This window comes from Zobellia galactanivorans (genome assembly GCF_000973105.1).
Taxonomy (GTDB): domain Bacteria; phylum Bacteroidota; class Bacteroidia; order Flavobacteriales; family Flavobacteriaceae; genus Zobellia; species Zobellia galactanivorans.
Genome location: NC_015844.1, coordinates 2,245,355 through 2,268,541 on the forward strand (window position 1 = coordinate 2,245,355; position 23,187 = coordinate 2,268,541).

Here is a 23,187-nt window from a genome sequence, read left to right on the forward strand (position 1 = left end):
ATGAAGAATCTATTACTTATCCTTTTTATGGCGGTAGTCGCTTTTGGATGCAAAGAAAAGACCGAAAAAAAACAGGGGGAAATGGAAGCTGCTCCCATAGCCGAGACCGAAGTGGAGGAGCCAGTTCAAGAGTGGACGGTTCTTTTTGATGGTTCTTCGTTTGAGGGTTGGAAGGAATACAATAAAGAAGGAGTTTCCGAGAATTGGAAATTAGAAGATGGGGCCATGGTTTTCTATCCTCCAAAGGACAGAAAAAAGGGGGAAGCTTTTAATTTGGTCACCGAAAAGGAATACACCGATTTTGTGTTGTCTTTGGAATGGAAAATTTCCGAGGGGGGTAACAGCGGGGTCTTTTGGGGCGTAAGTGAAAACCCTGAACTTTCGGAAGCATATCAGACCGGTCCTGAAGTACAGGTCTTGGATAACGAGAAACATCCCGATGCCAAAAACGGTACTACCCACCAAGCGGGATCCCTATACGATATGGTGGCACCTTCGGAAGATGTGACCAATGCCGTAGGGGAATGGAACACGATGGTCATTACCATAAACCATAAAGAGGAAAAAGGAAGCATTGCCATGAACGGAAAGCCTATTGTCGAGTTTCCTGTTGGAAATGAAATGTGGAAGGAAATGGTGTCAAAATCGAAATTTGCCGACTGGGAGCATTTCGGAAAATTTACTACTGGAAAGATCGGTTTGCAAGACCATGGTGACCAAGTGGCTTTCAGGAATATTAAAATCAAGGAACTATAGTAGCAGCTCTAGGTTAGATATCACATGCCTTGCTTTTTGGGGAAGGATTCGCTGTTTTTTAACTTGTAGTGCGAATCAATTCGAACCAATAGGGCCATTTTTCGAAATCACTCCATGTTTCTTAGACGGGATGTTAGTGGATTAAGGTGGTCAGTAATGGAGGGTAGGGGCTTCTACTTTCTGTAATTACGTTATATTTGCCAAAATTCGCAGCAATTTATGATTCAGTCCATGACCGGTTTCGGTAAGCATGTTATACAGCTTCCGACAAAAAAAATTACCGTAGAGCTCAAATCCCTAAACAGTAAAAGTCTTGATTTAAATGCGCGTATGCCTTCCGCATATCGTGAAAAAGAGCTAGAGCTACGCAAGACTATTGCAAGTTCGTTGATGCGCGGTAAAGTGGATTTCGGACTATATATTGAACTTACCAGCGGTGAGACTTCGGCCGAGGTGAACGAGGCTGCCGTAAAAAACTACATGAAACAACTAAAGGCCATCGCCGACGGCGACGACCTAAAGCTGCTTGACATGGCGCTTAGAATGCCCGATGCCCTAAAGACGGAACGTGAAGATATCGATGAAAACGAATATGAATCGATAAAGCTTGCGGTTCAAGAGGCCCTAAAGGAGATAAATAAATTTCGCTCCGAAGAGGGAGAGGTACTCGAGAAAGATTTTCTTCAACGAATTGAGAATTTGCAGCAGCTATTGGAGCAGGTCGTGGTTATGGATCCAGATCGTCAGACCGATGTTCGTGAACGATTGAACAAGGCCGTTAGCGACCTCAAGGCCGACCTAGACGCCAACCGTTTTGAACAAGAACTCATCTACTACTTGGAAAAATACGATATCACGGAAGAGAAAGTACGTCTGGCCAATCATCTTGATTATTTTACGAGTACCTTGAAATCTGATGATTCCAACGGTAAAAAACTCGGTTTTATAGCGCAAGAGATCGGGCGTGAAATCAATACCATAGGTTCGAAGGCCAATTATGCGCCCATGCAGCAATTGGTGGTGCAGATGAAAGATGAACTCGAAAAAATAAAGGAGCAAATGCTTAACGTGCTCTAGGCAAGGCAATTCAAAATCAGTCAATTCATGAAAGGCGGTAAATTAATTATATTCTCGGCACCTTCGGGAAGCGGTAAAACAACCATTGTTAGACATTTGTTAGAGCAGCCCGAGCTCAACCTTGCATTTTCGGTTTCGGCCACCTCACGGCCGCGTAGGGCCAAGGAAAAGCAAGGGGAGCATTATTATTTTATGTCGATTTCGGAGTTTAAAAACCATATTAAGAACGATGATTTTCTCGAATGGGAAGAGGTGTACCGCGATAATTTTTACGGTACCTTAAAATCTGAGATCGAGCGACTCTGGGCCGAAGGCAAAAATGTCATTTTTGACATAGATGTTGCAGGAGGACTACGTATCAAACGAAAGTTTCCGGAAGAGACCCTAGCCGTTTTTGTAAAGCCGCCGAGCGTAGATGAACTTAAGATCCGACTTAAAAAACGCAGTACCGAAAGCGAGGATAAAATCAATATGCGAATAGCGAAGGCATCGGTAGAGTTGGCGACCGCTCCGCAATTCGATAAAATTATCAAGAATTACGACCTTGATACGGCCTTAAAGGAAGCGCACGAGTTGGTGGCTGATTTTGTAGGGGCGAAAATTGAGAAGTAAGCTTAAAGAAACAAAGTCACCGGTTCTTGAATATGAAAAAAATAGGTCTCTATTTCGGCACCTTCAACCCCATACACATAGGGCATATGGTCATTGCCAATCATATGGTGGAATTTTCAGACCTTGATGAGGTTTGGTTCGTGGTTACGCCACAGAGTCCTTTTAAGACCAAAAAGACCTTGCTCGCCGACAATCACCGCTACCAGATGGTGTACGAGGCTACAAAAGACTACCCGAAGTTGAAACCGAGTAACATAGAATTCGGCTTGCCGCAGCCGAACTATACCATCCATACCTTGGTTCATCTGAACGAGAAATACGGTTCAGACCATGCATTTTGCCTGATTATGGGGGAGGATAACCTCAAGGGCTTCCATAAATGGAAAAACTATGAAGTTATTTTGAGCGATTACGATGTATATGTGTACCCTAGAATATCGGAAGGGGAAATTGAGCATCGCTTTAAAGGGCATCCCAAGATTCACAAGGTAGACGCTCCTATCATGGAAATCTCTTCGACCTTTATTCGCAAAAGCCATAAGGAGGGTAAGAATATCCGTCCCTTGCTTACCGATTCGGTATGGAAGTATATGGATGAAATGAATTTTTATCGTTAGCCTATCGTTTTATGAGCTTACGGCCGTTTTCATGATAGATTTTTTTGAGGGTTTCGTCGTTGAGGTCTAGTCCGTTCAGAGGCCAATGGTACGAAAAGTAATCCCAGGCATAAAAATGTTCATCGGCACTTTCCAGAATTTTAAAGGTAGTACGGTACATGGTATCGTCCATCCCCATATCCGTTCCATATACCAATCGGTCTTTATATTTCTCAAAAAAGCGTTTCGTGCGTCTGGGTACCGGTGCTACTTCGGCATATCGTGCTGAGATATCTGCGTATAAATTGGGGTGTTCGTCCAATAGCTTGCCCAAAATGTCAAGGTCGTGGCTGCAATTGGCCAAGTGGCATGCGATAAAGGTAGTGCCTCGGTTATTTTTAACGGCATTCGATAAAGAAGTCAGTAGTTCTTGATGGGAGAGAAGCCCTTCTTTCGACCGGTCTATTTTCCAGGTGTAGGCGTTCATTAGGCCATCGTTCTTTTGGTCCATGGGCAAGTACATCCAATAAGGGTCGGCAACATGTATGCTTATGGGCATACCCAATTCGCCGCACCGTTTTAAGAGGGGCTGTAGGCGCGGGTCGTCTATATGCAGCCCAGGAGCCTTAGAGGGTTTTGAGTAGAAAAGTCCTAGTCCCTTGTCACCCAATTCGCCCACACCTCTTGCGCCCTTGGCAAAGCACCTTTCAAGCTCTTTAATGGCTTTTTTCGTCCATCCGGGCTCATTGTACCCTGTGTAGTCAAAACCGCACCAGAGCTCGAACTGATCACCGTATTGGGCATACATATCATAGATGCTATCGAAGCGTTGTCCTGTGGAGTAGGTGAGAATGATCGATTTTTCAATATTGTGTCCTTTCATGGTAGATACCCATTCTTCCAATTCCTTTTTCGTGGCGGCATTGGGGTGTGCATGAAAATCGATGACAGGGTATTTGGCCCGTTCGATTACGGTATTGGAGGTATTGTAAATGCTTTCGGGCCTAAAATCTTTTAGCAATAGATCATCTTGTGCGGATATGGAATGTACCACGGATAGAAGAAGGAGAAGTAAGGACAGGTTTTTCATGAGAGCGGGTTTAGGTGAAACAATTGGGTGCGACTCGACTTTGGCGAACGGCATTATGGCCCCTTTTCGCACATAAGAACGGGATATCGATAAGGTTCAAGTCAAGCTTGACATCTCTGAAGTAGGAAGGCTGATGCTAGTTTTGGGACCGAATCAGTAGGCGTTATTAAAACTAGGGACGAGAAGAGTGCTTTTGGTGTTTGTCTAGTTCTTCCTCGGCCCAGGCATAGGCTTCGTCTAGCTGAAGAAATACACCGATCGGTCTTTTAATGAACATTTTCTCTAGGTGGGCGATCATTCGTCGGTACTTATTTTTTGAAACTATGGCAAAGCCTATAAAATTGGGGAACATGTCTACAACTTCCTTGTAACCTATAGTATCCATGGAATACGAGTTTCGTCTGTGCGAAATATAGATTATGGGGGTGTCTCCATAGAACTGTTTGGCGAAACGAATGGGTTGAAGGGCATTCTCTTTAGTTACATGCATGCCTTCTGCAAATTCTCCCACTAAATAATTAGGGTAAAACCAAAACTTGGCAATGCCAAAATCACGTTGCGCCAGTAGCTTGGTTTCGGCAGGAACAATTGTTTCCATAAAGTGTCTCTTTAAACAAGATACGATTTAAAGGTTCAAAATCGATTTCGAAGTTATAAATAAAACAAAAGTATGGGTTTTTTTACTTTTTTTCGGACTAGTTGTCCGGGTCGAACAAGGTTACCTCATATTCGTAGTCTTGAGGGGTGTCGTCTATTAGTACGTTTTCTATAATGACCTTGTAAGTGACGTCTTCCATAGTATCGTAAACGTTTATATCAGGCCTCCAGACAATAGTTCTATCACCATAGGCGTCGTCGAGTTCCTCGATTTCTAAAGAAATATTTGTGCCACTAAGGGTTTTCATTTTGATACTGGTTTGCGTGAAATCGGCTTTGGGTATTGAGAATGACCAACGTTGGTAGGCCAAGTTTTTAGGTAAATAGCCTTTTGGTGGCCAAGCCACGAATTCGGGGGCGTCTTCAGGGGTAGTCCCGGGATTGCCAAGAACCCATAGCGCATTATACTGACTGGTATTTCCTATTCCGATTTCTTGGAGCCTTGGCCATAGCAACCAACGTCTATGTCCTACCGGATAGTTATCCGATCCTTGGTCACGCATGTATGAATCAATGGCCACAGAATTTTTTGTAGAGGTCAGCAATGAATTTCCTGCCCCTTCCTTTCCTTCGGCAGTAAAACATTTCCAGCTTTCTGGGGGAGAGTGGTCCAAAGTGCCGTTCGCGTGCATCATTAATGCGGCCTGTTGTGATTTTTCACTTTTGCTAGGGTTTTCGGTAATGGTATTGTTGAGTCCCACAGCCTTTCTGAAATAATGGATCCGCATAATCAATTTGGTTCTAATATTTTCGGGAACGCTGCCGGCGTTGCAACTTGGTTCATCGCCTGACCAAGCTACATCGGAAGCCTCGTTTTTTGAGGCTACATAATAATCTTCGTAAAGTTTTTTGGCGGCCGCTCTTTCGGTTGGGTCAAGTTGTGACGTTAGGGTTTCGTCTTCTATGGTGTCCGAATCTTTACTACATGAGAAAAATAGGGTCATACAGCAAACAGCAGGTAGGATTTGTCGTAGTAAGTGCATTAGATAAGATTTAGTATTCTTATGTGCTAACGCCTAAATCAGGGGAAAGGTATATTTTTTTCGATGAAGTGAACGCGTCTTTAAAAAAAATTACCGTTCGTCGATTTTTTGACTAAATTTTAGTGTTGGCATGTTGATCATAGGTCTCCAACAAGTTCATGGTGGCCACCAATAAATCTTTGGTCTCTAAGAGCAGGCTGAAATAAAGGGCCGTGTTTTTAGGGCTTGATTCGTCGGTACGGGTGCGCTCCACTTGTTTGTGGATTTTCATGTCTACCTTCTTGAAGAGTTCTTGTTTGCCGATGATAAGTTCGGTAAGCTTTAAGAAATCCTTGGTCTCGAAAATCGTTTGTATATCGGTAAATAGCTGGTCTAGGTAGCCATCGGTTTCCTTAAGGTCCTTAATTTGGTTGAACCTTAATTTTTTATGGTTGTTATGTACGTGCTTATATCCTGCTTTGGCAATATATTCCAAAGACTGGGTCATGTCTTGTAGGTAGCTTAGTATGGCGATATAGAAGTTACTGGTGCTAACACTGGATTCGTCTAGGTTTTTGATAAAGTAAAAAATATTGTCGCGAAGATCTTCTACCTCTTTATCGAATTTAGAGATTCCCTTCTTGCTTTTTCTCAAGGTCTCTATATCGTGTTTGGCCAGGCCATCGATACTTTGGGTATATATTTTATTGGCTCTTTTTATGGCCAATGAAATGTTGGCCGCACTTTCCTCTATTACGCCGATGATGGAATTGCTTTCAGCTCTTTCCAGCTTTTCTTCCAATTTGGTCTCCTTCATCTTCTTGGTGTGGGTCAGGTAGTTTTTTCCGATTAGGAAAAATGCAATGATCAATAGTACGCCAATGGCCCATATTCCCCCTAAATGAATGATGTAGGCTATAAGTGCGGCGGCGGTAAAGGCGCTAATGGCCGTAAAGAACCATCCGCCTATTACATTTAACACCCCTGCGACACGATATACGGCACTTTCAGCACCCCAGGCCCTATCGGCCAAGGAACTACCCATGGCGACCATAAAGGTTACATATGTAGTGGAAAGCGGCAGTTTCATTGAGGTGGCCAGCGAAATAAGTACACTCGCTACCATTAAGTTGACGGAAGCCCGTACCAAATCGAAGGCAGGAAGGTCTTGAACCCTGCTTTTGGGAACGTATACGTAGGGCTTCTCAAATCGGGTGTCCATCTTTCTCACGATGATATCGGGAATAAGGGCCGCAATATTTTCTGAGGCCTTTATAGAAAACCTAACAATTTGACGCGAGAGGAAATTCGGTTGAAAACGCTCGTCACCTTCATCTTGTCTTGATAGGTCTACACTCGTTTTGACTACGTTTTTGGCCTTTGATGAAAACCAGAGGGTCACCACCATGATCATACCGGACAAAAGCAATAGGTATTGGGGAGTTTTGACGGCAGTAGCCAATCCTTCCATGGTATATACATTGGCATCTATTCCGGAAGTGCTCCATGAAGTATACGATTCCATGGCGGCCAAGGGTACCCCTATAAAGTTCACCAAGTCGTTACCGGCAAATGCCATGGCCAAAGCAAAGGTTCCCATGACAATGACGATGGTATATATGTTGATACGCGTTAAGGTGGTAATCATCCATGAGAGTAAAGTCCATACCACAAAGTTGCTTAGAATGAACAGAAACTGTTTGTTGGCTATGGTCTCAAGAATTTCAGGGCTTAAAATTGAAGCACTCTTCAATCCCTTTACAAGAATAAAGTAGATAATCGAGGTCAGGGCAAAACCACCGAATATGGCACCTACCCAGCTTGGTTTGTTCTCAAATTTGAACGAAATCAGCAGGCGTGATATGAACTGTACCAAGGCCCCTACGGTAAAGGCTATGACCACCGAAAGCAAAATGCCCAGAATAATCTCTGTGGCCTTATCGGTGTTGATGTACATCCAAAGGCTTGAAGCGCCTTCGCCGTCTCCCATAATTTTCACCAAAGATACGGCTACCGCTGCCCCTAAAAGCTCAAAAACGATCGATACCGTGGTAGAGGTGGGCATGCCCAAAGTGTTGAAAAAATCTAAAAGGAGAATATCGGTAATCATGACCGCCATAAAAATGATCATGATTTCGGCAAACACGAAATGCTCAGGGTTGAAAATTCCTTTACGGGCTACCTCCATCATTCCGCTTGATGAAATGGCACCAAAGGCTATACCTATGCTGGCCACAATCATGACCGTTCTAAAAGAAATGGCTTTTGACCCGATTGCCGAGTTCAAAAAATTCACGGCATCGTTACTTACCCCGACTACCAAATCGGTGATGGCTAGTACGGCCAATGCTATAATCATGAAAAGGTAAAGATTCTCGCCCATCGTTATTTAAATGTGCACAAAATTGGTATTATAATTTATTAATCACGTTAAAATAAGGTTATGAAGTGATCTTATCGGTTGTTTATGGCATTGAAATTGTCCCATGAAAACGGTGAAAATCGGTATGTTTTGCCAACCTCTTTAAAACTATTGATTTTTAAAGGCCTAAGCGATGGTAAATTAAGGTTTTTGTTACGATTTAGAGAGAAGAAGGCCAGTATATTTATATGAAGTTATCCTTCGTAAACAATATTTTGGTGCGTAAATCGTTTTCAATGTAAATTTAATGTTAAGTAATCGTGTATTTAATGTAAATTTTACCTATATTTGAATCAGCAATTCAGCACAAAACCTCTTAAAAAACAAATAACATGAAAAATATAATCATACTTTTAGCACTTGCTTTATCGGTTACTGCGGGCTATGCCCAAAAGGAGAAGGAAGTAAAACTTAATAAAGAGACAAACCTTGTAGAGGCAACCTATTTTCACGATAATGGGGAAGTAAGTCAAAAAGGAACCTTTGACCTTGCAGGAAAGTTGCACGGTCAGTGGGTAAGTTTTGATGAAGCAGGGCAAAAGATATCAAAAGGCACTTACGATAAGGGCGTTAGAACTGGTAAATGGTATTTTTATGCAGATGGTACCGTTAAGGAAGTTGAGTTCGATAACAATGTAATAGCTAACGTTATCAGCAAGGAGAAAAAATCTGGCGTCGTTTCAAAAGACTGATATACTATTTTATAAGGAAAAGGGGGATTCACATGGTGAGTCCCCCTTTTTTTATTTATTACAAATATTGCCCGTTTATTTCTCTATACCCAAGGCTAAGGTGCTTGTATTTGGCATGGTGTTTTCTTCTGCCATAACCACATCGGACAAGCTTATGGATTCGGCCTGTAGTCCCTCTGAAATATATGCGGTATGCGAAGCGGAGACTTCAACCGGAATTTCCCGTGTTTCATAGCCTAGGAAACTCACCTTCAAAATATAGCTTCCTGGTTCAAGTCCGTTAATTTCGAAATTCCCCCTAAAATTGGTCTGGGTCTTTACTTGCGAACCTTTGACCTTGACATCGGCGAACAACAAAGGTTCATTGTTCATTTCGGTGTCAAATATGTTGCCTTTAATTATCCCTTCTTCTTGTGCGGAAAGATTAAACGTGCAGAATAGGATAAAGCAAAAAGCGGCTATTTTCATGGGTTCTTATTTTCTTTGCAAAGAAAACCACAGTGTGTTAAGATAGGGTTATCTAAAGTTTAATAGTTGATTCCCTTAAGGTTAAATAATGGGGGCTTCTTTTAGCCCCTGAAGCGTTTTGATCTTGAAAAAATGTAACTTGCGGGACTTAAAAACATACAATGAACTGGGAAAATTTACTCTCTCTAAAACGGCAAGGCGACACGCATAAAAGACTTAGAAAGGAACAAGACGAAACCCGACTGGGTTTTGAGGTAGATTATGACCGAATTATATTTTCAAGTGCTTTTAGGAGCTTGCAAGATAAGACACAGGTAATCCCGCTGTCGAAGACCGATTTTGTACATACCCGATTGACACATAGTTTGGAAGTTTCCGTAGTGGGAAGGAGCCTGGGGCGTATTGCGGGAAAAAAGATTCTTGAAAAGCATCCGTTTTTAAGTGAGATCCATGGCTATAGGTTTAATGACTTTGGGGCTATCGTAGCGGCAGCGGCCTTGGCCCACGATATTGGTAATCCGCCTTTCGGGCACAGTGGCGAGAAAGCTATCGGAGAGTATTTCATTACGGGCAACGGACAAAAATACCAATCGGTTCTTTCTGATAAGGAGTTTCGTGATATAGTAGATTTTGAGGGAAATGCCAACGGATTTCGATTGTTGACCCAGTCGAGGGAAGGGGTTGCCGGGGGGCTTCGGCTAAGTTATGCCACGTTAGGGGCCTTTATGAAATACCCGAAAGAATCGCTTCCCAAGAAACCGACCAAGCATATTGCCGATAAGAAGTTTGGCTTCTTTCAAACCGAAAAGACGGCCTTTCAGGAAATTGCGGCAGACTTGGGTCTGATTCAGACGCGAAATGGAGAAGATATATCGTTCTCACGTCATCCATTGACGTTTTTGGTGGAAGCAGCAGATGATATCTGTTATACGATCATCGACTTCGAAGATGGTATTAATCTCGGACTTATTTCCGAAGATTTCGCTTTGGAATACCTTATCAAATTGGTCAAGGATAGTATCAATACCAAAAAATATAACTCCTTAAAATATAAGGAAGACCGGCTTAGTTATTTAAGGGCACTGGCTATCAATACCCTGATTCGGGATGCCATCTCCGTTTTTATTGCGCACGAAGCTGAAATACTGAACGGTACATTTGATACCAGTCTTTTAGATCGGAGTGTGTTCAAGGCGCAGATAGAGGACATTATTGCCTTGAGTGTCAATAAGATATATAGGTCTCAAGAGGTTGTCGAGAAAGAAATAGCGGGTTATAAGATCATTTCCGATATACTTGATGTTTACATAAACGCATTGATACGTAAAAAAGAAAACCGGGCATCGAATTACGACGCGCTAATGCTTAAGACATTGCCTGAATTCTATAGGGATACCGATGATTCGGTGTATCATATACTGTTGAATACTTGTTGTTATGTAGCTAGCCTTTCCGATAGTGCGGCGGTTCACATACATAACAAAATTATGGGCAAGCAACTTTAGAAGGCATAGGAAACACCCACGCCGAGCAGCTGTTTAAACTGCAATCTTGGGACTCCCGAATCGGTTATTTTGCCATCGGCATCCTTTTTTTCGTCAAAAAGAATGTCGTCATCATAAATAATATGGGTGCCGATTGAGGTAACTACGTATTTGTTGACCTTTAGGTCGAAGTTTAGCTCCCAGTCCACATCAATATTCCCGAATTTCTGCAGGTAGTCGGTGTAGAGGCTGAGGCGGTGTTTTAAGTTCATGTTCTTATATACTTCCGTCTCGTATTGATTGGTTACTAAAAAGCCGAATTCCAAAAACACTTTTTCTCCTTCTTCAATAACGTTTCCGTCGGCATCGAGAACCGCTTTTTTAACCCCAAAGGCACCCTTGTTCGCCAATTCTTTGTCTAGAACAAATGTGGCCTTTTGTGTAATAGGGGAGATGTATAGGTTGAACTTTTGATCTTTTGTAATATATGATGTTCCTGCACCCAAGAAGGAATAACCTGGTGCCATAAAGCGCGATATGGGCGTGCTTCTATCGGGATATTTGTAACCGTTGGAAAATTGGGTATTGAAGTTCGCTTTAGCCGAGTAGTACCAGTTGCTAATGGTATCGCGCTGAAAGCCGAAAGTAGAGCTAAATCGCAAGGCGTCGTCGGTTTTTCTTAGTTTCTGTTCGTCTTGAACGTTCAGGCCATAGCGCATTTCCATATAGTTGTCCCACTGTATGTATCGAAATTTGTAATTACGCTCGAACCGGGCGTTTCCCAAGGCCGCAATGGAGTTGTTACCCCCTGCGTTCCAGTTTACAAAGGCAACTTCGTTGAAATTCGCCCCTAGTTTGTTAATGTTCGTCCAAAAAGAAGGAACCCTAAATCGGTTCGGTTTCTTGTTTAGCGCTTTGGTGCGTTTGAACGAAATCACCGGGTTCATCAAATTAACGCCACGGGGCACGAATTTGATTCGCTTTTGTGTCTTTCTGATAACGACCGTATCTACGACCGTCGTGTCAATAATCATGGAGTCGAGGTCAATTTCCCGCTCACTTGGGATGGAATCTTGTACCTGGCCGAAAAGTGAACAGGTGAAGAGGCTAAAGAAAAGAACAAAGGAACATAAAAAGGTAAGGCGCTTATTCATTTAATAACATTTTTAAGTGTTTCTCGATACTTAGTGTGTCTATTTTTGCTTGCTGGTGTAGTTGTTCGACCGTACCATGTTCAATAAAGACATCGTCAAGGCCTAGAATGCTGATCTTTTGGGTGTGGCCCAACTCGTTGGCCCATTCAAGAACGGCGGAGCCAAAGCCCCCCATTTTACTTCCATCTTCAATGGTAACTATAGTTTGGTACTGTTTGAATATTTTGGCAAGCATTTTTTTATCCAAAGGCTTTACAAATCGCATATCGTAATGGCCTATTTTTTCACGTTCGGCCATTCTATCTACGAGTTCTGTTACGGTATTTCCTATGTGTCCTAGGGTCAGCACCGCAATTGTGGAACCTTTCTTTAGTTGGCGGGCCGTGCCTAGTTCGATGGTTTCAAAAGGCGTTTGCCAGTTTTCTTGTACACCTTGGCCCCTAGGATATCTTATGGCGATAGGCTGCGATAGTCCCATTTGCGCGGTATACATGATATTGCGCAGTTCGGTTTCGTTCATCGGGGCAAAAATACACAGGTTGGGGATACACCTTAAATAGGCAATATCGTACACTCCGTGATGGGTTGCTCCATCTTGGCCAACAAGTCCCGCTCGGTCCAAACAAAAGATTACCGGCAGGTTTTGAAGGGCCACATCGTGTATGACCTGGTCGTAGGCCCTTTGTAGGAAAGTAGAATAGATAGTGCAAAAGGGGATAAGACCTTCGGCGGCCATACCCGCGGCCAAGGTGACCGCATGTTGCTCGGCAATACCTACATCAAAGGCCCTATGCGGCATTTTTTGCATCATGTACTTCAAGGAGCTTCCAGTGGGCATAGCCGGTGTGATTCCAACTATGGCCTTATTTTTATCGGCAAGCTCTACTAGGGTGTGGCCGAAGACATCTTGATATTTTTGGGGCTCATTGACCGCTGGACTCTTCTTTAAGAGTTCACCTGTGCGTTTGTCGAACTTACCGGGCGCATGGTAGGTAACCTGGTTTTCCTCGGCCTTTTTGAGACCTTTTCCCTTGGTGGTAATGACATGTAATAATTTTGGCCCTGCTACCAATTTTAAATGCTTTAATTCGCTGATCAACGCTTCAAGGTCGTGCCCATCTATTGGACCGGTATAGTGAAAATTTAAGCACTCAAAGATATTCTCGTCCTTGGCCGTGCCCTTTTTTACATTGGTCAGATATTTTTTTAATGCTCCTACACTGGGGTCGATTCCGATGGCATTGTCATTTAAGATGACCAATACGTTTGAATTTGTAGAACCCAGATGGTTTAGGGCCTCAAAAGCCATGCCACTTGCGATGGAGGCATCGCCGATTACCGCAATGTGCTGGATGTGATCGTTCTTTTTGAGCTGAGAGGCCATGGCCATGCCTAAAATAGCCGATATGGAAGTAGAGCTATGTCCTGTGCCAAAGGCATCATATTCACTTTCGGAACGTTTGGGAAATCCACTAATTCCACCCAATTGGCGATTGGTCTCAAAGATTTCTTTTCTTCCTGTGAGTATCTTATGGCCATAGGCTTGATGGCCCACATCCCATATAAGCTTGTCATGGGGGGTGTTGAATACATAGTGCAGGGCGATAGTAAGTTCTACGACCCCAAGGCTGGCGCCTAGGTGGCCTTCTTTGGTGGCAACGATATCGATTATAAATTCCCTCAGTTCCTTGGCAAGCTGTGGTAATTTCTCCAGGGCAAGCTGGCGTAAATCATCGGGATAAGTAATATGGTCTAAAAGTGATTTCAAGATAGTGGCTTAAAATGCAAAAATAGGTGATTGAGTGAGCTAGGCCAATTCTTTTTGATCATGTATTGCACTGAAATAAAGTTTGTTCGATACCATTTCGCACTAAGAGGGCGTAATATGTGTAAATTATATACATCTTTTATAAAGTATGCCATAAATTTGTGTTAAACCATTGCCATGTTAGAGCCCTTTGATGATAGTTATTACATGAAAAAAGCCCTGCAAGAGGCAGAGGCCGCCTATGAAAAAGGGGAGGTGCCCATAGGTGCGGTAATCGTTATTGAAGACCGTATCATCGCTAGGGCGCACAACCTTACCGAACAATTGAACGATGTTACGGCCCATGCCGAAATGCAGGCAATTACCGCAGCGGCCAATTTTTTGGGAGGGAAGTATTTGCAGAACTGTACACTTTATGTGACCTTGGAGCCTTGTCAAATGTGTGCCGGCGCCCTGTATTGGAGCCAAATATCGAGAATAGTTTATGGGGCCAAAGATGAACAGCGGGGCTGCGGGGTTATGGGAACCAAACTTCATCCGAAAACGAAAATACTAGGGGGTGTTCTTGAGCAAGAGGCCAGTGCGTTGATCAAGCGCTTTTTTATTCAGAAGAGAAACCTAAATTGAAGTCTTATCATTGGTATTTGAAAACAGAAAACCCTAACATGGAGGTGCTAGGGTCTTTGTAATGATAACTGAATCTATATTTAGCCTACCACTTGAACTTGGGCGGCAACAATGCCTTTTCGGCCTTCTTCCTCTTCATATTCTACTTTGTCCCCTTCATTAAGAGTTGTACCGTTAAGTGCTGTGGCGTGTACAAAAATGTCCTTCCCTGTGTCGTCGTTGGTAATGAATCCATAGCCTTTGGACTCATTGAAAAATTTTACTGTGCCAGTCATGTTAAAAGAAATTAGTTCATAAAAGTTTCCATCTAATTTATAAATTTTTTGATTAGGCTGGCTTAAAATATATCAAATAATCCTACAAAGTTTATTGATTATCAGTCTTTTCCGTTTCTTTTTCACGCATTTTTTTTATGTTTTCCTCGGTTAGCATGTAGTCTTTCATTTGCTTTCCTTTACTGTATACAATTAAGAAAAGCGGCATGGCCACCAAAAAGAGTCCCACAGTGCCCGACCCGATAAATTTATGGCCAAGGGCCAAGTTTTCCTCTTGAATATAAAAGCCGTAAAAAATCGCCCCAAAGCAGGCTAGTGTAATACAAACGATGAGATATTTCATTTTGATAGTCTTGATTGAGAAAGTTTTGCAACAGCAAGCGAAGCTTAGCCGGTAAAGTTAATGAGTTCCCTGCGATAAGCCGTCAGTAATTTTGATTTGGAAACGAAACCGGCATACTGTCCTTTTTTGATTACGGGCAGATTCCAGGCTCCACTGTGTTGAAATTTTTTCATTACCACTTGCATACTGTCCTTTTCGTAGAATATGTGTTCTGGGGCATTGTGCATAAAGGTTTCTACCTTGGTGTTTTCGTAAAGTGAGGTGTCGAACATAAATTCGCGAATATCGTCTAGGAGGACAATACCTACCAAGGCCTTGTTTTTGTCGACTACGGGGAAGATATTACGAGTGGATTTTGCTACGGATTTATGAAGCATCTCGCCCAAGGTCATATCTGGGTATACGGTTTTAAAATTAGTTTCAATGACATCGTCAAGTTTCATCAAAGTTAGTACCGATTGGTCTTTATTGTGTGTCAACAAAGATCCACTTCGGGCCAATTCCTTGGTATATATGGTATAGTCAATGGCATTTCTGGTAATGAGATACGATATGGAAGCTGTAATCATCAGCGGTACAAAAAGTTCATACCCTCCAGTGATTTCGGCAATCAGAAAAATGGCGGTCAATGGGGCGTGCAACACCCCCGCAATAAGTCCGGCCATACCAATCAAGGTAAAGTTGCTTTCTGAAACGGAAAAACCTATGCCAGAGTTATTGATGACCTTGGCCATGACATTTCCGAGGGCGCTGCCCATAACCATAGTGGGAATGAAAATGCCCCCTGCGCCACCGGCTGCCAAGGTAGTGGTCATGGCTACGGCCTTGAAAATGGTGATACCGAACAATAGGGCAATGACCACCCAGATGTTGGTGGTGTATGAATCAAAGGGCGTCTTACCTAAGGCTTTAATATGGTTTCCGTGCAAGAGGTCATTGATGAAGCTGAAGCCCTCACCGTAGAGGGGTGGAATAAAATAGAGCATAATGCCTATTGATACGCCTCCTACAAGTAACTTGTATTTAGGTGTTTTTAGACGGGAGAATAACTTCTGTATACCAAAATACATACGAGTGAAGTAAATTGATGCAAAGGCGGTGCCTATACCTAAAATGATGTAAAAAAAAGTGTCTTTGACCTCAAAGTTTTCCGATAGGGTAAAGTTAAAAAGGACCTCATTTCCCAAAAAGAAATAAGAGGTGAGCACCCCAGATATCGACGCGAGCAAAAGGGGGAGCATAGATAGCATGGTAAAATCAAGACTAAAGACCTCTACCGCAAAAACAATGGCCGCAATGGGCGATTGGAATATGGAAGCTATGGCACCGGCCGACGCACATGCGATCAAGAGCGATCGGGTTTTGGCATTAATATGGAAAAAACGCCCGATGTTAGAGCTGATGGCCGCGCCTGAAGCTACAGCGGGTCCCAATAATCCTGTAGAGCCCCCGAAGCCAATGGTGAGAGGGGCTGCAATGAGTTGGGTGTAAATGTGTTTAGATTTGATGATTCCCTTTTTTTTGGAAAGCGAAAAGAGAATGGAAGAAACAGCATGTTGTAGCTGCTCTTTGTGAATGTACTTAACGTAGAGATAGACCAAGGTAAGTCCGATGATAGGTAAAATAAAGTACAGGCTGTTGCTCGATATCAAAATACCTTGCTCTAGGGAAACCTCAATAAAGTACACGATGTTTTTAAGGGTGACCGAGGCCAAGCCTGCCAAAAGTCCCACCAAAACACTCATAATGTGCGTAAAAGTCTTGTTGGAGATATTTTTATATCGCCACTTTAGAAATTTGGTAGATAGTCTTTGTAGTTTAGTGGGCATTATACAGGTTTGCTATCTAAAATATGAAAAATCCCGCACCAATGCGGGATTAACTTTTATTACGCTTCAATATCTAATTTGAGCTTTAGTTCATGAAGTTGCTCCTGGTCAATAGCTGCTGGAGCATCGATCATAACATCACGTCCGCTGTTGTTCTTTGGAAAAGCAATGAAGTCCCTTATCGTTTCCTGTCCCCCCAAAATAGATACCAATCGGTCTAAACCAAAGGCGATACCTCCATGTGGTGGAGCGCCGTACTGAAAGGCGTCCATAAGAAAGCCGAATTGGGCCTGTGCTTCTTCAGGGGTAAAGCCAAGGTGTTTGAACATTGTGCTCTGTACGTCCCTGTCGTGAATACGGATGGAACCTCCCCCTATTTCATTACCGTTCAATACTAAATCATACGCATTGGCGCGTACTGCGCCAGGGTCGGTTTCCAGTAATTCCAGTTGACCTGGTTTTGGAGAGGTAAAGGGGTGGTGCATGGCATGGTAATTCCCTGTTTCTTCATCGAGTTCCAATAACGGAAAGTCAATAACCCATAACGGTGCGAACTCATTCGGGTTGCGCAAGCCCAGTCTTTCGGCAAGTTCCATTCTTAGGGCACTGAGTTGGGTTCGGGTTTTGTTGGCGTCCCCAGAGAGTACGCAAATAAGGTCCCCTGGTTTGGCCTCGGTAATCTTGGCCCATTTGGCCAAGTCTTCTTGGTCGTAAAATTTATCTACGGTAGATTTAAAGCTTCCGTCTTCATTGTATTTTACGTAGACCATTCCCTTGGCGCCGACTTGGGGTCTTTTGACCCAGTTTACCAAGGCATCCAATTCTTTACGGGTATAGCTGGCCCCGCCTGGTACGGCAATACCCACTACTAGCTCTGCAGAGTTGAATACGCCAAAGTCTTTGTGTTGGGTAACCGCGTTAAGCTCGCCAAATTCCATGCCGAAGCGAATGTCTGGTTTGTCGTTTCCGTAAATGCGCATGGCGTCATCGTAGGTGATTCGTGGGAAGGCCGATATCTCTACCCCCTTGATTTCCTTTAGCAAATGTTTGGTAAGGCCTTCAAAGGTATCGAGAATGTCCTCTTGTTCCACAAAGGCCATTTCGCAGTCGATTTGTGTGAATTCTGGCTGACGGTCGGCCCTTAGGTCTTCGTCGCGAAAACACTTTACGATCTGAAAATATTTGTCCATTCCCCCTACCATAAGCAATTGCTTAAAAGTTTGTGGAGATTGTGGCAAGGCGTAGAACTGCCCTTCGTTCATTCGGCTGGGCACTACAAAATCGCGGGCCCCTTCGGGTGTTGATTTTATTAAATATGGGGTTTCGACTTCAACGAAGCTATGGTCGCTAAGGTACTTTCGAACTTCCATACTTACCTTACTTCTGAAAATAAGGTTGTTTTTTACGGGGTTTCTGCGAATATCAAGATAGCGGTACTTCATTCGAAGGTCTTCACCGCCATCGGTTTCGTTCTCAATGGTAAATGGAGGGGTTTTCGACTTGTTAAGGAGAATAACCTCATCGACGAGTACTTCAATGCCCCCTGTTGGGATATTGGGGTTTTTAGAGGTCCTTTCAATGACCTCGCCAGTTACCTGTACCACGTACTCGCGGCCTAAGCTTCTGGCCTGTTCGAGTAATTTGGAAGAGGTACGGTCTTCATCAAAGACCAATTGGGTTATACCGTAACGGTCTCTCAAGTCTACCCAGACCACAAAACCCTTATCACGTGTTTTTTGTACCCATCCCGATAGGGTAACCTTGGTATTTATATCTGATTCGCGTAATTCTCCGCAGGTATGGCTTCTGTACATGTGTAAGTCTATTTGAAAGCGCAAATGTAAGAAGTTATGATGGTAACGGCTAAAAAATTCGAGTGTCCTTTTTGTGGTATATGCAGAGGTCTTGTTTTGTTAATGCCTCTAAAATTTAACACATATTTTAATAATTAGATAATTCTTAACTATATTGCTTTTAAAATAACTAATTCAAAACTTTTAAAAATGAAACAAACTTTATTTGGAAAGTTGTATTTCTTGCTGTTTTTTGTGCTACCGACCGTGGTTTTGGCGCAGGGGACAATCAAAGGAAATACTACAGATGAGAGTGGGATGCCGCTTCCAGGGGTCAATGTCGTTGTTAAAGGAACAATGAACGGAACTACTAGTGATTTTGACGGTATTTATGAGATTCGGGTGAATAATTTTCCTGCGACCCTAGTTTTTTCTTATTTGGGATATGCCGATAAGGAAGTTGAAGTTACCGGTACTTCAACATTGGATGTTGCCTTAAAAGAATCGGCTACGGGTCTTGATGAGGTAGTTGTTACAGGTTTGGCAACTTCGGTAAAGCGATCGAATTCCGCCAATGCCGTTGCCTCGGTTTCGGCTGCGGAACTTACGGGCAGAACACCTCCATCTACCCTTGATGGGGCCTTGTATGGTAAATTTGCCGGAGCCGTGGTCAATTCTAACTCGGGTGCTCCCGGTGGTGGTATTTCGGTGAAATTGCGTGGTGCAACTTCAATAACGGGTAATACACAACCCTTATATATAGTAGATGGTGTATATATTGACAACTCTTCCATTGCTGGGGGATTAAATGTGGTCTCCGAGGCAGCAGGGCAGGGAAGTGATGCCAACCAAGATAACCCATCGAACCGTATTGCCGATATCAATCCAGAAGATATAGCGAACATCGAAATATTGAAAGGTGCCTCAGCAGCGGCCATATATGGGTCAAGGGCTGCCGCGGGTGTTGTAATCATTACCACGAAAAAAGGGGTGGCGGGAGAAACGAAATTCAAATTTTCACAATCGACAGGTTTTAGTCAGGCCATCCGCCTTTTTGGACTACGGAACTACAGCGAAGACCGGGTCTTTGATTTGTTTTACTCCCCAAGTGACGATCCTTCAGAAGATCAGTCTTCCCGTGATGCTGCCAATGCTCAAGTGGCCCTGTTTTCACAGGCAAAAAACTCTGGGGGACTTATTGATTATGAAAAAGAGATATTTGGCGAGAAGGGGCTTATCAGTATTACCAATTTTAGTATGAGCGGTGGTGACGAGAAGACAAGGTTTTTTTCGGGAATTACCTATAATAATGAAAACGGTATCGTAAAAAATACGGGATATGAAAAAGCTTCGATACGACTTAATCTCGATCATCGAGCTACCGACTATTTGAAATTTGCATTGAGTTCGAATTATATCTACTCTTCATCGGACAGGGGTTTTTACAACAATGATAACACCGGTGCAACTATCGGGGTTGGTCTAGTTTCTACATATCCGTGGTATGACCTGTTTCCAAATGCAGATGGTGTGTATCCAGATTACGCGCTCGGGGCTTCCAATATTTTGCAGACCCGTGATCAGGTGACCAACAATGAAAAAATTAATAGGGTAATCATGGGGGGTACGGCCAACCTTGATATTTACAAAGCTGAAAAATCAAATTTAGAATTGATTTTAAGAGGAGGGCTTGATTTTTATCAATTGCAGACCCGAGCCATCTTTCCTAAGGACCTACAGTTTCAAAAACCTTCCAATGGAGGTCGTAACGGGGTGTCCGTTCAAGGGGAAACCATCAACAAAAACTACAACCTTTCGGCTTTTTTGGTGCATAACTACTTTACTGAAAACAACCTTCGTTTTCGTACACAGGCAGGTTTGACCAATGAATTTTTTGACCGAAATACAGACTTGATTACGGCAACCGGTCTAGTGGCTTCTGAAACCAATGTTGATCAAGCCGCCAATACAGGGGTCGACCAAACACGGGTGCGTCAAGAAGATGCGGGATTCTTTGTACAGGAGGAAGTCAATTTTCAAGACAAAATTATCGCCACCGTTGGTTTAAGGGGGGATAAGTCATCGAACAATGGTAATGCCAATGAGATGGCTTATTATCCCAAGGCGTCTTTGGCGCTTAGCCTTAACGAATTCGATTTTTGGAAAGAAGATTCTTTTTGGAACCAATTAAAACTAAGGGTCGCTTATGGTGAGGCAGGTAATTTCCCTCCTTCCGGTGCTTTGTTTACTTCCTATAACGCCTTTTCTACAGATGGAATTTTGGGCATCAGCTTAATAGGAAGGAGAGGGGATAGTGAACTGAAATCGGAGCGTCAAAAGGAATTGGAATTTGGTACTGACCTGAATTTTTTCAATGGCCGTTTAGGATTGTCTGCAACCTATTACATCAAAATGGTTGACGATTTAATTTTGTTGGCTTCCTTAGAGCCTTCCACGGGATATACGCAGAGATACGTTAATGCGGGAAGCCTTCGTAATAAGGGTATAGAGATTTCTTTGAATACGGTTCCTGTTGCTACGGAAAATTTTCAATGGGATTTGGGCGTCAATTTTTTCAAGAATGCTTCCGAAGTTACCCAACTTGACGTACCTGCCTATAATACAGGAGCCTTCGGTGCAGGTTTAGGAAGTTACAGGCTTGAAGAAGGTAAGAGTGCCACTCAAATTGTAGGCTCATATGGAGATGAACTTAGGGTAATTGGTGATGGTGAACCTGACTTTCAGATGGGTTTCAGTAATAACCTAAGCTACAAAAAGCTTCAGTTGTCCTTCTTATGGCAATGGAAACAGGGCGGGGACAATATCAACCTGACCAACCTGTTGTCTGATTTGAACGGAACAAGTGCCGACTATGACGATATTACTTTGGATCCAGCTGGTGTAACTCCTAACGGAAAATATAGGCCCGATGCGAATGCCGATGTTTTTGTTCAGGATGCTTCCTATTTGAGGTTAAGGGAAATCGGACTCTACTATACCTTAGACAGTGAGAACTTGCCCAATGTTTTTGGAGACTATGTAGAGAGTGTTAAGTTCGGCCTTTCGGGTTCCAATTTGATCAATATCTTTGATTACAATAGTTATGATCCAGAGGTGTCCAACTTCGGTGGAGGAACAATTTTTACAGGAGTTGAGGTAACACCCTTTCCTTCCTCCAAAAGATATATGTTCAACGTAGCGATTAACTTTTAAAAAAAGAACCATGAAATTATATAAAAACAAATTTTTACTTTGTTCCTTGGTCCTTTTAGGGCTAGGATCATGTCAGGTCCAAGAGTTTTCCGATTTGAACAGCCCAGAAGTAGAGGCGTTTCAAGAGAACATCACAAGGGGTGACCTACCGGACCTTGTGGGCGGGATTCTATACAGTTCAAGAGTCAACTTGGGGAATTATTTTGATGATACCGGAGTAATCGGAAGGGAGTTTTTTCGATTTTCTGCCTCTGATCCGCGTTTGACCGGGGATTTATTGGGAGGAGGAACCAACACTCTTGACAATAATACTTTCTATATTACAAACCCTTGGGCCGCACGTTATAGAACGGTCAAAAACGCGAATTTGATTTTGGGCTTTATTGATGGCCCAGATCAGTCGGACCAGTTTTCCGATGAAGAACTGAATGCTACTAAAGGCTTTCTTAAAACCTTTATAGCTTATGAACTGTTGTTGAATTTGAACCTTACCGATGAGAACGGTATCCGCCTCGATGTCGCCGATGAGCAGAATTTAGGACCTTTTGTTTCAAAATCCGAAGCTTTGAGCGGTATTCGTACCATTTTAGAAGACGCGGCTACGGATCTTGGCAATGGAGGGGATGCTTTTCCTTTTTTCCTTCCTTCAGGCTTCGATGGTTTTGATACCCCAGCTACATTTCTTGAGGCCAACCAAGCTATTGCGGCAAGGGTGGCAACATATCAAGGAGATGCGGCGGCAACTTTATCCTTTTTGGAGAATTCGTTTATGAATTTGACCTCTGCTCAAGATGATTTAAGTACCGGTCTTTACTATAATTTTTCCGAAGACCAGACAGATGCACTTAACCCTATGTACTTCCCTGTTGAAGCGACGGCAGCCGGTGCGCGAATAGCCCAACCTACCTTTTTGTCCGATGCCGAGGCCGGCGACAATAGGTTAAGTAAGGTTGCGGAGCGTAGCGAACCTTTGACCCAAGATGGATTAACGGGAGGCTATGCGGTGGCTTTGTATAAAACCGATACGGACCCTATTCCGATGATTCGTAACGAGGAGTTGATATTAATGTACGCCGAGGCAAATATTACGGTAGATCCGATTGAAGCCGTTGCCGCTATCGACCTTATCCGTGAAAGTGCTGGTTTACCGGCATATACGGGTAATACCGATGCAGCTTCTTTAATTGATGAGGTACTAAACCAAAGAAGGTATTCCCTCTATGCAGAAGGACATCGATGGATAGATATGAGAAGGTATGGTCGGTTGGATGAACTACCTAAAGACAGACCGGAAGATGATGTATGGACGATGTTCCCAATTCCTCTAACCGAGAATCAGTAATAATTCTTTTTACTGTATCTTAAATAA

At 43.1% G+C, this 23,187-nt stretch carries 20 protein-coding genes; 9 read left to right on the top strand and 11 right to left on the bottom strand.

All coding sequences use genetic code 11. The features are described 5' to 3' along the window. The 4 genes from ZOBGAL_RS09085 to nadD all read left to right on the top strand — a co-directional run bounded on the left by ZOBGAL_RS09085 (position 1) and on the right by nadD (position 3,062). On the top strand, positions 1-756 hold the full coding sequence (locus ZOBGAL_RS09085) for a 3-keto-disaccharide hydrolase (protein WP_013993285.1): 756 nt from the start codon (positions 1-3) through the stop codon (positions 754-756). A 219-nt stretch (positions 757-975) separates the two neighbouring features. Beyond that, complete coding sequence (locus ZOBGAL_RS09090; RefSeq protein ID WP_013993286.1) at positions 976-1,833, top strand: YicC/YloC family endoribonuclease; 858 nt, start codon at positions 976-978, stop codon at positions 1,831-1,833. Positions 1,834-1,860: 27 nt separating this feature from the next. Beyond that, positions 1,861-2,445: a guanylate kinase gene (gene gmk, locus ZOBGAL_RS09095; protein ID WP_013993287.1), complete on the top strand. Its 585-nt coding sequence runs from the start codon at positions 1,861-1,863 to the stop codon at positions 2,443-2,445. A gap of 32 nt (positions 2,446-2,477) precedes the next feature. Further along, the gene (gene nadD, locus ZOBGAL_RS09100) at positions 2,478-3,062 is read left to right on the top strand and encodes a nicotinate (nicotinamide) nucleotide adenylyltransferase (protein ID WP_013993288.1); all 585 of its coding nucleotides are present in this window, start codon (positions 2,478-2,480) and stop codon (positions 3,060-3,062) included. 1 nt (position 3,063) lies between these two features. Here the strand turns inward: nadD and ZOBGAL_RS09105 are convergent, their stop codons facing one another. The 4 genes from ZOBGAL_RS09105 to ZOBGAL_RS09120 form a co-directional block, all read right to left on the bottom strand. Further along, entirely contained in the window at positions 3,064-4,131 is a 1,068-nt protein-coding gene (locus ZOBGAL_RS09105) for an amidohydrolase family protein (RefSeq protein ID WP_046287423.1), read from the bottom strand. 172 nt (positions 4,132-4,303) lie between these two features. Continuing rightward, positions 4,304-4,729, bottom strand: a complete 426-nt coding sequence (locus tag ZOBGAL_RS22665; RefSeq protein ID WP_013993290.1) for a hypothetical protein — start codon at positions 4,727-4,729, stop codon at positions 4,304-4,306. Between the two features lie 97 nt (positions 4,730-4,826). Then, positions 4,827-5,771 carry a CAP domain-containing protein gene (locus tag ZOBGAL_RS09115; RefSeq protein WP_013993291.1) on the bottom strand — a complete coding sequence of 315 codons (945 nt, stop codon included), beginning with the start codon at positions 5,769-5,771 and terminating at the stop codon, positions 4,827-4,829. A 112-nt stretch (positions 5,772-5,883) separates the two neighbouring features. Then, positions 5,884-8,133 carry an inorganic phosphate transporter gene (locus ZOBGAL_RS09120; RefSeq protein ID WP_013993292.1) on the bottom strand — a complete coding sequence of 750 codons (2,250 nt, stop codon included), beginning with the start codon at positions 8,131-8,133 and terminating at the stop codon, positions 5,884-5,886. A gap of 371 nt (positions 8,134-8,504) precedes the next feature. On the opposite strand from ZOBGAL_RS09120, the gene ZOBGAL_RS09125 reads away from it, so the two are divergent. Continuing rightward, positions 8,505-8,864, top strand: coding sequence for a toxin-antitoxin system YwqK family antitoxin (locus ZOBGAL_RS09125; protein WP_013993293.1), 360 nt, complete (start codon positions 8,505-8,507; stop codon positions 8,862-8,864). Positions 8,865-8,939: 75 nt separating this feature from the next. On the opposite strand, the gene ZOBGAL_RS09130 is transcribed toward ZOBGAL_RS09125, so the two are convergent. Further along, positions 8,940-9,332 carry a carboxypeptidase-like regulatory domain-containing protein gene (locus ZOBGAL_RS09130; RefSeq protein WP_013993294.1) on the bottom strand — a complete coding sequence of 131 codons (393 nt, stop codon included), beginning with the start codon at positions 9,330-9,332 and terminating at the stop codon, positions 8,940-8,942. Positions 9,333-9,493: 161 nt separating this feature from the next. Between ZOBGAL_RS09130 and dgt the strand changes: the two genes are divergently transcribed. Next, positions 9,494-10,837, top strand: coding sequence for a dGTP triphosphohydrolase (gene dgt, locus ZOBGAL_RS09135; RefSeq protein ID WP_013993295.1), 1,344 nt, complete (start codon positions 9,494-9,496; stop codon positions 10,835-10,837). On the opposite strand, the gene ZOBGAL_RS09140 is transcribed toward dgt, so the two are convergent. Further along, entirely contained in the window at positions 10,834-11,970 is a 1,137-nt protein-coding gene (locus ZOBGAL_RS09140; protein ID WP_013993296.1) for a DUF3078 domain-containing protein, read from the bottom strand. The genes dgt and ZOBGAL_RS09140 overlap by 4 nt on opposite strands. Beyond that, entirely contained in the window at positions 11,963-13,738 is a 1,776-nt protein-coding gene (locus tag ZOBGAL_RS09145; RefSeq protein WP_013993297.1) for a 1-deoxy-D-xylulose-5-phosphate synthase, read from the bottom strand. Before ZOBGAL_RS09145 ends, ZOBGAL_RS09140 begins: the two co-directional genes overlap by 8 nt. Positions 13,739-13,915: 177 nt before the next feature. Here ZOBGAL_RS09145 and ZOBGAL_RS09150 point away from each other — a divergent pair, with 177 nt between their 5' ends. Continuing rightward, positions 13,916-14,365 (top strand): nucleoside deaminase, encoded by a 450-nt coding sequence (locus ZOBGAL_RS09150; RefSeq protein WP_013993298.1) that lies wholly within the window; start codon positions 13,916-13,918, stop codon positions 14,363-14,365. An 80-nt stretch (positions 14,366-14,445) separates the two neighbouring features. Here ZOBGAL_RS09150 and ZOBGAL_RS09155 read toward each other — a convergent pair whose 3' ends face one another. From ZOBGAL_RS09155 to aspS, 4 genes are all read right to left on the bottom strand, one after another. Then, positions 14,446-14,640 carry a cold-shock protein gene (locus tag ZOBGAL_RS09155; protein WP_013993299.1) on the bottom strand — a complete coding sequence of 65 codons (195 nt, stop codon included), beginning with the start codon at positions 14,638-14,640 and terminating at the stop codon, positions 14,446-14,448. Between the two features lie 91 nt (positions 14,641-14,731). Beyond that, positions 14,732-14,983 carry a hypothetical protein gene (locus ZOBGAL_RS09160; RefSeq protein ID WP_013993300.1) on the bottom strand — a complete coding sequence of 84 codons (252 nt, stop codon included), beginning with the start codon at positions 14,981-14,983 and terminating at the stop codon, positions 14,732-14,734. Positions 14,984-15,027: 44 nt separating this feature from the next. Next, entirely contained in the window at positions 15,028-16,728 is a 1,701-nt protein-coding gene (locus ZOBGAL_RS09165; protein ID WP_394331324.1) for a chloride channel protein, read from the bottom strand. A 143-nt stretch (positions 16,729-16,871) separates the two neighbouring features. Next, positions 16,872-18,626, bottom strand: a complete 1,755-nt coding sequence (aspS, locus tag ZOBGAL_RS09170) for an aspartate--tRNA ligase (RefSeq protein ID WP_013993302.1) — start codon at positions 18,624-18,626, stop codon at positions 16,872-16,874. A 189-nt stretch (positions 18,627-18,815) separates the two neighbouring features. On the opposite strand from aspS, the gene ZOBGAL_RS09175 reads away from it, so the two are divergent. After that, entirely contained in the window at positions 18,816-21,818 is a 3,003-nt protein-coding gene (locus ZOBGAL_RS09175) for a SusC/RagA family TonB-linked outer membrane protein (protein ID WP_013993303.1), read from the top strand. A gap of 10 nt (positions 21,819-21,828) precedes the next feature. Further along, the gene (locus ZOBGAL_RS09180; RefSeq protein WP_013993304.1) at positions 21,829-23,160 is read left to right on the top strand and encodes a RagB/SusD family nutrient uptake outer membrane protein; all 1,332 of its coding nucleotides are present in this window, start codon (positions 21,829-21,831) and stop codon (positions 23,158-23,160) included. The last annotated feature ends 27 nt before the right edge of the window (positions 23,161-23,187 follow it).